This window comes from Halobacillus sp. Marseille-P3879 (genome assembly GCF_900240285.1).
Taxonomy (GTDB): Bacteria; Bacillota; Bacilli; order Bacillales; family Halobacillaceae; genus Halobacillus_A.
This window is the reverse complement of the sequence record NZ_OESS01000001.1, coordinates 121,482-133,026: the sequence shown is the minus strand read 5'-3', so window position 1 is coordinate 133,026 and position 11,545 is coordinate 121,482. Positions and strand designations below refer to the sequence as shown.

Sequence of the window (11,545 nt, the reverse complement as noted above, 5' to 3'; positions counted from 1 at the left end):
CCCCTTCCAAATAACTATTCACTCTTAGAGTGAAACATTTTAGCTTTAGAGAAGAACAACGTTAATCCTACAGTAACCACGAACGTGATGCCCATCCCGATGAAATAATAAACCCAGTGTTCAGGATAGACAGACAGGAAGGAGAGAACTCCCCCTACTCCCACTGAAGTTGCTTTTACTCCTTGAAAGGCGATGAAGGCACTTCCGAGTGCGCTCCCGACCATGACGGCAATGAAAGGGTAACGAAAACGCAGGTTAATCCCGTAAATCGCCGGCTCTGTAACCCCGAGCCAAGCTGATATTGTTGCTGTTAACGATACCCCTCGCAGTTTTACATTGTGTTTAAGAAGGAAAAACATCGTCAACGTAGCTGCACCTTGCGCAAGTGTAGCCGTTTCACTTACCGGCCACAGCGTAACGTAGCCTAGTGATCCGGCCATCTGCAGGTTGACTCCAAGGAAGATGTGGTGCATACCTGTAATAACAAGAGGCGCGGAAATAAATCCGTAAACTCCTCCGGCGAATGCTGGAGATACTTCAAATAGATATAGAATTCCATCTGTAATCCAATTCGATCCTGTCATCGTAATTGGTCCAATAACGATAAAGGTCAGCAGGCCTGCAAAAATAAGGGCAAGCGGTGCGACAAAGATCATTTGCAGGTTTCCTGGAATAAAGCTCTTCAAATGTCTTTCCGCCCAGACTAACAGCCATGTAGCAAAGATAACGGGAAGCACTTGTCCCTGATAACCAATTTTTGCAACTTCCCAGCCAAACATGTTCCAATACTCTACGTCTCCTGGGTTCTCAGCATAAGCGTAAGCGGACATTAAGTCAGGGTGGACTAACAGCAGGCCAAGCACGATCCCGAGCAGCGGGCTCCCGTTAAACTTCCTGGCTGCCGACCAGGTAATCAATACGGGCAGGAAGGTGAAGGCGGTGTTGGCCACAACAGCTATAAATTCAGCAAATCCTGTCCATCCGGTATAAACATCCAATAAAGACCGATCTTCAAAAAAGATCCCCGGGTTTGCCAATAAGTTGTTTAACCCGAGCAGCAAACCAGCCGCTACAATTGCCGGCAGGATTGGAATAAAGATATCCGCCAGAATGCGCACCCCTTTTTGGAGGAGGTTCCCCTTTTCCACATTCTTCTTTTTCATCTCATCTTTACTGACTTCATCCGCACCCGTCTGTTTCATAAATTCGTTGTATACTTTTTCTACCGTGCCGGGGCCGATAATGATTTGAAATTGCCCACTCGCAGAGAACACCCCTTTGACTAAATCATTTTCTTCTAATTTCTTCACATCTACAGCGCTTTCATCTTCAAGCATTAAACGCAGCCTCGTTACACAGTGTGTGGCACTGTTTACGTTACTGGCGCCACCGACATTTTCTATAATTTTGGTAACGTTTTCTTTAAAACTCATAAAAAAATCCCCCACTTCCTTAATCGCTTTGAAAAAGATATGAACCACTTGTTTAAACAAGTTCATTATAGTACAGTATAAATTGTTGTCAAGATATTTCGAGTAAGGAGTGTTGTCATTTGGATATAATTACGACCCCTATGAGCCACTTCGGTTCTTATATGGCGCTGACCTATCAGGTAAGCGAGAAGGCCGAAAAAAATGGTTTGTATGTAAACGCTGTTAGAGGTAAATCGAAGCAGCACCAGAATGCTTTGAAGATTATTCCTACAAAAAATGGAGAACCCGTGGAGTACAAGTATCAAGCAGACGAGTTCCAGATTTCCATTTCTTTTGAAAATGGAGAAATTAAAGTTTGTTTTGAAGATGATCGAAGGATTTTTGTAAAAGGAAGCGGGGAAGGTGTCGGGCTTTCTTTAGACACCCAGCCTGTTTACAACTTTGAATATAATTATCTGCTTGGAAAACCCGGCGAAGAATATTGCATTGTCAACAGCTACAAAAACCTGACAAAGTATATGATTTTTGCTCCAAAAGGATCGGTTTCTTTAAAGCAGAATGTCTTTATGGACACCACCGGCAGCACAAATAAAGCCGATAATTTATCCAGCCTCCAGATTGAATCTGACCGTGACGATTTCTTATGTGTCATCGAAGATATTCCTACTAACGGTGCAGTACCGATCGATCGGGAATACAGCTTTGAAAAAGCACTTGAGAAGAGCACGAGCCATTTTGAAAAATTTTTATCAAAACAGCCGTCTGTTCCACAAGAGTATGAGCAGACATTAAGAGAAGCGGCTTATCTCAATTGGACGTGTACGGTTAACGCAGAGGGGCTTCTAAAAAGAAAAGCCGTTTATATGTCCAACAGCAACTTCCCTGGCGTATGGAGCTGGGACAACGCGTTTAATGGTTTAGCACTAGCAGGTGTTGACAACCAGCTCGCCTGGGACCAGTTTCAGCTGCTCTTTGATCATCAGGACGAACTAGGGCAAATCCCTGGATCCGTCAGTGATTCAACCATCCGCTGGAATTTTTCCAAGCCTCCCATTCAAGGATTTTTTATATTAAAATTGATGGAACGCATGGAGCTGACGACGGAGCAGTTAGAACAGATGTATGACCAAATTCAGGCACATGTCAGCTACTATTTCACTTATAAAGATTCCAATGGAGACAGCATTTGCGAATATCATCACGGCAACGATTCAGGACAGGATAACAGTACGGTATTCCGAAATGCCGACGTGATCGACTCCCCGGATTTAACCGCCTTTTTAATTAAATCCTTGGATATGCTTGCCGTCGTAGCTGACAAGCTGGATCGACAAAAGGATAAAGCGTACTGGGAAGAAGAATCGAAGAAAGTCACAGAAAAGTTCTGCGACTATTTCCTCGTGGACGACCTCCCTGTAGCCCGTTTCATGAGAACAGGTGAAATTATCGAGAGCCAGAGCATCCTGCCGCTCGTCTCTATCATCCTGGCGGACAAGCTGCCAAAACAAGCAAGAGACAATATAATTAACGTACTCAGCAGCGATAAGTATTTAACGGATTGGGGAATCGCCTCAGAGGCCTTAAACAGTCCCCTTTATGAAGAAGACGCTTACTGGAGAGGACCAATCTGGGCTCCAACCACTCTCCTTTTCGTTGATGCCTTTGAGGAATGCGGCGAACATGAATTAGCAGCAGAAGTGGCGGAGAAATTTTTGAAAATGTGTAAACAAAGCGGATTTGCAGAGGTATTCCATGCAGAAACCGGCGAAGGGTTAAGAGACTTAGCCCATACATGGGCCTCCAGTGTATTCATCCATTTAGCGGCTAGACAGAAACAATAAAAAAAAGTGTACGAGTTTCCCCCTTTGGGATTCCCGTACACTTTTTTTATCTTTGCTGCGTTTGATCAAAAAACACAAAATTTCCTGGCGTATGGCGCGATTGTGTCCGTTCAAACATAACGCCGTTCTCGTTATAAATATAGCTCGTCACGACAACCACACAATTATACCCATCCATATTAAGATATTTCTCATCAAGGGGCGTTGTTTTCTCAACAATCATCTGCCTCTTCGCCGTTACCACCCGATGATTTAATTCTTTCTCCAGGTATTCATAGATCGAATCTTCAGCAATCTCCACTGTTAACCCTTTGACCACATCGGCCCGAAAATAGTTATGATCCATAATCACCGGGTTTCCATCAAGATAACGCACCCGCTGTAAATGATAAAGCGTTGTTCCTAGCGGCATTGAAGTGATTTCCTGGATTTGTTCATCCGCTGTGACTTCTTCAAAAAGGACAACCTCTGTGCGATGCTGCTTATCGTTTCTCTGAGCAAACTGTTTAAAGGTTTCCGTTTCTCCAAACATATATTCATTCTGCTTAAATTCCTGATAAATAACCCGGACCCCTTTGCCATGTTTCGTTTGAAGATACCCCTTAGAAACAAGTTCTGCGATCGCCCGCCTTACCGTGTTCCGTGAACAATTATATTCTTTCGCAAGCATATTTTCTGAGGGAATCAGCTGCTGATACTCAAATACATGGCGTTCGATTTTGTCCTTTAGATCTTCGTAAATGTCCATAAATTTAGTTCTAGGCATGACAGCCTCCTATATGTAAACCTGACGTACGTATACAATAATCATATAATTAGATCTTGTCCAACTGCAACCTGTGGTATGTGGGGATAAATGAGGTAAAAACACTTTTGGTTAACAGTTACGTTTATTTATGGTACGGTTCACCGTACCGGTTTTTAGGGTAAAATAAATTATCAGCGGGATAACGTCACTTATGCAAAAATACTCGTATTCCATTAGAAGGTTTACGAGTATTTTCTAAATTATATTCACCATTATTAATAGCAATAACCCTACATCGAATTTCAAATCTAACTACCCAGTTTTTCACTTATCCAATCATTACAGCTATAACCAAAACTCTCGTATGAGCTAAATTCATTTAGGTTTAGAACACGCCACCCCATATTTTCTAAAACCTCAATATCATTAGTGTTGAATTCTTCGACTGGCAATGCTAATGCTGCTAAATGTGTTGGGCGACTAAGTGCTACATATATTTGTTTTTCTATATAACTAATCTGATTTGTAGCGTCTTCTACTGCAACCTCGGGGTTTGAAATGATTGATTTGACTACAGGAGTAATTTGTGGATCTTTTTCAGGAAGGTCTCTACCCCAGCGATTAAATGATTCAACTAATAATGTCGACCTATGTGTTTCACCTTTCACTGAATGTATTGTACCAATTCTAACTCTTGTACCTAAGTCCTCATGATTAAATGTATTAATGGATTCATTGTTGTTTGAACTAAATTGTTTAATAATGCTAGTTAAATTCACAATAAAAGAATTAATAAAACTACTTTTTTCTTCTTCATTCATCTCTTTTAGTAGAACAAAATTTTGCAAATCATTTATAACCGCTTCTATTGCTAGTCTAATTTCTTCATTGTCTTCGTTACCAGTCAAGACATCTGAAATAAAACTTGCGAGGTTGATTTTATAATCTTCCCATTCATATGTTGAATTAGTTTTTAATAATTCCTCTAGAGCTCTAGTATTCAGCTTATAAGTTAAAAGTTTATTAATCCACTTTAAAGACATTTTATAACAAGTTGTACCCACACCTTCAACCTTGGGAAGGTTTTTTTGAGTGATCATCTCATTATAATAATGTGCTATGATTTGATTTTTATGTTGACAAACTAAATAATCTTCTTTGCTGATTCCTTTGAATTCAGCATTATTATAGTCATAGAAGTTTATTATCTCCGAATACACGTTAAGGATATCTTGACTAACTTCATTCGAAAAAAGAATTAAAATAGGATCGAGCGAATTAACCTCATCATTTCCTATTATATTGTTATCAATAACATTGTTTAGCAAACTTGCAATACTATTTCCAAACCTATTGCTATTAGGTAAAGTGAGAATTTCTCTGCTATCTTCAAAAATATCATTATTGTCTAACTCATCCTCAAAAAAGTAAATTGATTGGTAAGGGTCACCTATTTTTTGAAAAATAGTATCACTGTTATGAAAGCATCTATTTAACAATTGTATAGCCATAGCATCCGTGTCTTGGACTTCATCAATTAATACATAATCAAACCTATTGTTCAAAGCATCTGTTATATCGTCCTCGAAGCTTTCTAAATACCACTCAGCTAAAGAAAAAGTATCAGAGTGACGCAGAAACCCATTATTATATAAGTGTTCGACAACCTCTAAAACCCTATTATAGTTCCTTGTGAATTTTTCTAAAAACTCGGGGTCTTCTTTAGTTGGTACTAATTCCAATGGTGATTCTGAGTTTGAATTTATTATAAGTTTTGAGTTCTTTATTATTGATGTAGGTGGATTAAAATCCCACCAAGAGTGAATTCTTAAAAACTCTTTAGCGAACAAATCATAATAATCATCATCAAGGAAAATCACTTTTGAACTGGGATTTGAAGTGTAATTTACATATGCATTTATTGATATGTAATAATTAAAAAACTCATGGATTGTACCAATAAAATGAGGGTATGTAATTGATGCCATTCCCAGTTTGGTTAAAGCAGAGTTTATCTCATTCACAGCTACATTTGTATGCGTAATTACACATACGCCACCACTCTTTTCTTCATTTTTTAATTTCTTCATCAAAAGGATAACCTTTGCAACTAATGATGTTGTTTTGCCTGAGCCAGGACAGGCAGAAATGTTGCTAGACCTCATTAAATTAATGAATTCTAACTGCTCTTCATTAAAGTTTCCCCCTTTTAAAAGCACCTTCTCAACTTTAGCTATTTCTTCATTTCCGAACTCCTCCATAATATTATTCACCTCAGCATATCATTAGGTTAAGAATTAGTTGTGTGGTAGATTGATTGAAAAATATAATTCAAGTAACTGTCATCTCTAATATTACTCGAAATTTCACTCATGTTTTCATTTATTTTAGTAGCTAGAAATTGAGCTACCATTGCTTTTGATACCTTTTGATCAAGCATAAATTTATAAATTTTATAAGCACGGAGCCCATGATCCTCAATGTCATTCCATTCTTCTATTTTCATATGTCTATAACGATCTGATTTATAGTGAACTTGTACTATTGATTCCATAAGTAAAGGTTGTAAATTACTCATTGCGATACAATGTTCTAGCGACCAAGTGGGCGACACACTCACATAAACATTTTCACTTGTATTGTATTTGTCCTTCAACTTTGTAATCTTTCTATCTATTAGGTTCTGAATATCTTGTTCGTTAAAATCTTGTTTTATATCTTCAATGATTGAATTGATTATACAAGTATTAGGGTCAATCCCATATGTCATTAGTTTATCTTTAAAGTCTCTTTCTTTATCATATATACCTATTAAACTAGTAAAATCAAAATTGTCTTCTAACTCTAAAGTTTCTTTTATAGAACTTATTTTCTCTTCTGAAAGAACAATTGCATTTTGAGCTTGTGTTTCCTCGACATAATATTCATATGGCTTAATATCGACATCAGTTATTACCGAAACAGGTAGCGTAAGTTGATTAATATTAAGTTCACTATTTTTTTCTGATCTTTGAAATATCGGTAAATAGCGGTTAAAAGCTGTGCTTCCAATATTAACTATTGAAACTCCATATTTATGTAGGGGTTTGTTAATAGCCCTTGATAACGTAGGCAATAATAGGTTTTCTGCATCACCTTCGACTAATATTACACCTGTAGCAAAGAATAAGTTTGACTTCGTAGCATCTAAAAACCTTTCTAGAAATGCATAATCCTCTGAAGTAAGTTTTGTCCAATCTTCCCCCATAGGAAAAGCTTTATTATCATGCAATAATGTAATATGCTCTAAGTGTGTAGAGGCAGCCAAGACTGTACTGTGTGTTGTTAAAATGTACTGACCTAATTCTTGATCATTAGTAAAATATTCAATTAGCCTTAGCTGCGCTTGAGGGTGAATATGGGATTCTATTTCTTCAATTAGTGCTAAGTTTGCTCCAAAATCTCTAGTGTTTAAAAGTAATAACTCTGCAGCAATAAATAATAAATTAGAACTCCCTAAACCTGATGAAGGTTCAGAAATGCTTAAATCGAGCTTGCGTAATATTTCTAAAAGTTCCATTTTCTTAGGTGTTGCTTTTGGTAAATACTCTTCTCTATCTACAGCACCTTCTATAAAAAAGTCTTTTACAATCTCCTTCATTTTGTCTATAACTGGTTCTTTCAGAAACTGCTCTAAAACATCATTTGCCTCGTTAAATGCACTTTCCACTCTGTCCTTAGCTTCGGAATCGTCTTGATTAAACTCCTCCAAATTCTTTAAAATCTGCGCAAATCTAGATTGCCTTCCAGATCTCAATTCATTGTCAGCATCTCTCAAAGGCTTTAGATAAGTTGTGTTTAATAGGATTCTCGCTTCATTATCCAACGTCTTTTCACTTCCGACAGTTCCAGCTTTTATAGTTTTATTTATAATTTGTTTTTTCTTTGAAAAGTCATATGTTTTTTCAGCATTCAAGATAACTCTCAGTTCCAAGCTCCCATCTTCATTAAAAGTAAGCCATTCCAAAAAAAGTCCCTTCTCACGAGAAGATAATCCTTTAAATAAACATTCGATAGAAAAGGTACTGCTCCTATTACCATTCTCATCAATAAAAAAGTCATCCTCATCAATAGATATCGATTCAGAGCTTGTTGTTCCTAATACTATTTTTATTGCATCAATAATAGCTGTCTTACCAGAATCATTTTCTCCAACTAGTAAATTAAAGTTTCTATGGAAAGGTACAATTATCCCAGGAGTGTTATTTTCGTGTTGACTGAATTTTCTATAGTTCCATATTTTTAATCTACTTAAATACATAACAACTCTCCTTCTATTCAATCCAAGAAATTTGACTAAAGGGGTAGAAACAAATGAATATTTACCAAGAAATTAAAACTCTTTTAAATTGGAACTAAACAAGAAACATCTTTATAAAAGTTGTGAGCTAAGTAACTTATGGAAATTATTTGTAGTATTCAAGCTCGTGAAGAATTTTTTAAAACCCCCTATTCATTTCAAATGATATAGGGGGGTTTATCTAGGTGACTATACTTCTTGTTTTAACTCTTCATAAGTACTAGCTAGTTTATACTCGACACCATCTTCGAGTGCTTCAAAATGTTTACGACCACAGATAATTTTACCGTTTTCGGCTATCCTCAGGTCTTCTTGGTCAGTACTTCCTTTAGTTTCAACCACAAAGTATAGCTGCTCTATACCATCGCTTTCTATTAAAACAGCCCAATCAGGGTTATAGTTGCCAAGAGGGGTGTCTATCACAAAGAAGCTAGGTAATTTAACAAAGAGCTTAACATCCGGATCACTATTTAACCGCTCAGCAAACTCTTTTTCTATATTTGAGTCATACACAATGTGATCATAAACAGATTTGTGTTCACCCACTTCAATTGCATTTTTCTTCAAATAACCAATCAATTCTTCACTCTCAAACAATGATTGCTCAAAGTATTCATGGTCTCCGATCTTTTCATACTTGATGCCATCAATGATTAATTTACGTTTTTCTTTATTAATAATTTTCATGACTTCTTCCATGAATGATTGTGGGTTTTTCTTAAAATCATCCAAGCGTTTAGACTTAATGAGTATATCGACTATTGTACGGCGCTTTAAATTCGTTTGATCTTGTAAGTACCTTAAGATGTCTGGTAGTTGTCTGGTTTCTTCTTCAGCTTCATAGAATCTTACTCCCCCGCCTTCACCTTTAACACCAGCTTCAGTAATGTCTAAGTTAGCTGTTTCACGCCTTATTTTACGCGCTCGAAATCTTGGGAGTCTTTGAATTTCCTCCACACTCTTCTTAATCAGTGTTTCGGTGTCAATGTCAACAGAATAAGTGGTTTTATGCTTAATGCGATTCCATAATTGCTTAAAATCATCACTAAGTAAAACTTGCTTATCAGGTTGGACTTTAACTTTATCATCATAATTAAATACTGGTAGCTTCTTGATAGCTCTCTTTAAGGTTTCTTCAATATCTTTCTTAACTACACTGTATTCCTCTGGTATTTCCATAACTCCTTGAGCTAAATCTTGCTTGAGTGAATCTTTGATTTTACCTTTCCTATCTATATAGTTCTGAGCAACAAAATAATTATAAATTTTCTCGGACTCATCTGAACCAAGGGCCTCTTTTTCATTGTCTTCATTCGTATAAGTGATCGGTGCAAATGTATGTTTCTCGATAAATCCAAATCGCACACCCGTTTCTGATTCCATTTCTTTTTGTAGTGAATCAGCAAACTCTTCGTACGATTCATTCGCTACTACAGTCAGAACGTTATCATTTTCATCAAAATGACGACGACCGTCATCCTTAACAGGTAACCTCAGACCTCGACCAATTTTCTGACGCTTCGTTAACGTATCTTTGGTTTCAACTAGTGTACAAATTTGAAAGACATTAGGATTGTCCCAACCTTCTTTCAAAGCAGAGTGAGAGAAAATAAATCTCAATGGTGTATCGAAGCTTAAAAGCTCTTCTTTCTTCTTCATGATTAACTCAAAGAACGATTCATCGTCTTTATTCGAACGCAGTGTTCCATCTTTTTTAAGATTACTATCTTTAAAGCGACCTTTTTTGTCTTGTGAGAAATAACCACCATGTACTTCTGAAACGTTAAAATTTGCAATAGGGCTGTCTTCTTTAAATAACGTTTGATATTTCTGGTTTTTGATCATATTTAGATATTCTTCTTCAAAAACCTCCGCATACGATCCGTGACTCCAAGTACCATCATCATTATAAATTCGATAGTTGGCTACTTTATCAATAAAGAATAAACTTAATACTTTAATGCCTTTGTGCATCAATTGAAGTTCTTTATCTAAGTGAGCGCGAATTGTTTCTCGAATTTGATAACGTTTTAATACTGCATCATTCATTTCTCCGATGGCTTCTCCAAGGTATAGAGGTTGTTTCCCTTCAAATTCAATAGATTCATTTCCAGGTAAACAATCTATTCCTTCAACATAATAACCTTGATATATGTCTCTCTCTCCTGATAAGACATACAAATCGCTACGCTTGTTCGGATCAACCTTGATGTTTTTACGTTTAACTACACCGTTTTTCTGTTGAACATCCATTTCTAACGTGGCTTGATAGCCGTTCTTATTCGAAACATTCTTTAACTTAATGTAAGGATCATTAAAGTCATCTTCAGGTTTCACAGACAATACTTCAATTTTCTTCACGAGCCGTTCTTCATATGCTGCCACAGGATCTAATTTATACATCAAATTATAAGTATCCCTGTGTGTTGCTGAATAACGTAATTTACATAAAGGGTTTAAAGATGCAATTGCTTCTTTTGCTTTATCAGTGTTGTCGACACTTTGAGGCTCGTCAATAATAACAATTGGATTCGTTTCCTGTATAAATTCTATTGGTTTTTTCCCATTCATCGTATCTCGTTCGCGGTGAATTAGGTTAGCCTTGTCTTCTTTTTCAGGGTCTTCAAAACTCTTTTTGAAGGCATCAATATTAATAATCATAACCTCGATATTACTACTAGTTGCAAACTCACGAACTTTTTCTAACTTTGAAGAATCATAAATAAAATAATTGCAGTGCTGACTAGGATATAATTCTTTGAAGTGTGACTCTGTCATTTGAAATGACTTATAAACACCTTCACGTATTGCTACACTTGGCACAACAATAACAAATTTCGAAAAACCATATCTTTGGTTTAATTCAAAAACAGACCTTGTATAAACATATGTCTTACCAGTTCCTGTTTCCATTTCGACCGTGAAGTTACGATCTTGTAAATCTTGACTTTTTGTCAGACGATTTCTTTTTTGTATAGCTTGAACATTCTCCAATAGATCTATATCAGATAACTCAAGTTTATTTCCAATACCTAATTCAGTCTGTTCTTGACCTAAAAATTCTTCAGCGCTTACTGAGAAATTAGATACTTTAACAGGTTGTCCTTCGAATATATTTACAGTGGAATTAATTGCATCTAATTGATATTGTTGTTCATCAAACTTAATTTTCAAAATTACGCCT

6 protein-coding genes are annotated in these 11,545 nt (G+C 36.6%); 1 reads left to right on the top strand and 5 read right to left on the bottom strand.

The genetic code is table 11. The features are described from left to right. Positions 1-14 precede the first annotated feature (14 nt). On the bottom strand, positions 15-1,433 hold the full coding sequence (locus C1A12_RS00725) for a PTS transporter subunit EIIC (RefSeq protein ID WP_101841940.1): 1,419 nt from the start codon (positions 1,431-1,433) through the stop codon (positions 15-17). A gap of 119 nt (positions 1,434-1,552) precedes the next feature. Between C1A12_RS00725 and C1A12_RS00720 the strand changes: the two genes are divergently transcribed. After that, on the top strand, positions 1,553-3,274 hold the full coding sequence (locus C1A12_RS00720) for an amylo-alpha-1,6-glucosidase (RefSeq protein ID WP_101841939.1): 1,722 nt from the start codon (positions 1,553-1,555) through the stop codon (positions 3,272-3,274). Positions 3,275-3,320: 46 nt separating this feature from the next. On the opposite strand, the gene C1A12_RS00715 is transcribed toward C1A12_RS00720, so the two are convergent. From C1A12_RS00715 to C1A12_RS00700, 4 genes are all read right to left on the bottom strand, one after another. Next, positions 3,321-4,040, bottom strand: a complete 720-nt coding sequence (locus C1A12_RS00715) for a UTRA domain-containing protein (protein WP_101841938.1) — start codon at positions 4,038-4,040, stop codon at positions 3,321-3,323. A 290-nt stretch (positions 4,041-4,330) separates the two neighbouring features. Next, positions 4,331-6,283: a UvrD-helicase domain-containing protein gene (locus C1A12_RS00710; protein ID WP_101841937.1), complete on the bottom strand. Its 1,953-nt coding sequence runs from the start codon at positions 6,281-6,283 to the stop codon at positions 4,331-4,333. Positions 6,284-6,312: 29 nt separating this feature from the next. Next, on the bottom strand, positions 6,313-8,322 hold the full coding sequence (locus C1A12_RS00705) for an ATP-dependent endonuclease (protein WP_101841936.1): 2,010 nt from the start codon (positions 8,320-8,322) through the stop codon (positions 6,313-6,315). A 228-nt stretch (positions 8,323-8,550) separates the two neighbouring features. Further along, on the bottom strand, positions 8,551-11,535 hold the full coding sequence (locus tag C1A12_RS00700; protein WP_101841935.1) for a type III restriction-modification system endonuclease: 2,985 nt from the start codon (positions 11,533-11,535) through the stop codon (positions 8,551-8,553). Positions 11,536-11,545 lie beyond the last annotated feature (10 nt).

What these genes read in the sequence shown, in the direction of transcription:
- C1A12_RS00725 (WP_101841940.1), bottom strand. Translation starts at nt 1,433, where the DNA reads ATGAGTTTTAAAGAAAACGTTACCAAAATTATAGAAAATGTCGGTGGC.
- C1A12_RS00715 (WP_101841938.1), bottom strand. Translation starts at nt 4,040, where the DNA reads ATGCCTAGAACTAAATTTATGGACATTTACGAAGATCTAAAGGACAAA.
- C1A12_RS00710 (WP_101841937.1), bottom strand. Translation starts at nt 6,283, where the DNA reads ATGGAGGAGTTCGGAAATGAAGAAATAGCTAAAGTTGAGAAGGTGCTT.
- C1A12_RS00705 (WP_101841936.1), bottom strand. Translation starts at nt 8,322, where the DNA reads ATGTATTTAAGTAGATTAAAAATATGGAACTATAGAAAATTCAGTCAA.